A 536-nucleotide genomic window follows, 5' to 3' on the forward strand; every position below is an offset into this window, starting at 1 on the left:
CATCGCGCTGCTCGACCGAATGCTCATTGACCAACACGTCTACCCGGTAAATCCCCGGCAACTGGCCTTCGCTCATGGCGCTGACCTGTTGTTTCACGGCGGCCGAACTCTGCCCGCCGCCGATCTCGAGGAACGACGCATCGAACTCGTAGCCAGCCTGTGCAGGGGCCAAATGCAAGGCCAAGGCCGCCGCGATCGGGCAGCCGAAAGCCTTCGTGGCGCAACGGCGCATGAATGGGAGTGAACGGGGCATGGGCGTTCCTGAAATGGCGTTTCGAGGTTGGTGCTTGGGTATCAGTGAAGGCGGACGATGGGGGCGGTCACGACGCTGCCGTAGTCATCGATGTAGCTCATTTGCACTTCATCACCGGGCTTGGCCTGGATCGCTAGTTCCTGCTGCTGGCCGGGTCGCAGCACATCCGGTGCCTGGGTGATCGGCTGGCCGTTGAGCTTCAGCTCGCTGACCACAACATGGAATTTGGACGTGTTGTTGAACATCAGCGCGCCGGCATTGGCCTTCCAGTTCACTTGCGCCA

The 536-nt window shown here is 61.2% G+C and carries 2 protein-coding genes; both read right to left on the reverse strand.

The features are described 5' to 3' along the window. Positions 1–253, reverse strand: a 253-nt coding sequence (locus G9Q84_RS30090; protein WP_181644547.1) for a hypothetical protein, incomplete at its 3' end; no start/stop codon positions are given. Between the two features lie 41 nt (positions 254–294). Continuing rightward, positions 295–536: fimbrial biogenesis chaperone (locus G9Q84_RS30095; RefSeq protein WP_477749767.1), on the reverse strand; the 242-nt coding region annotated here is incomplete at its 5' end.

The organism is Pseudomonas sivasensis, assembly GCF_013778505.1.
Taxonomy (GTDB): Bacteria; Pseudomonadota; Gammaproteobacteria; order Pseudomonadales; family Pseudomonadaceae; genus Aquipseudomonas; species Aquipseudomonas sivasensis.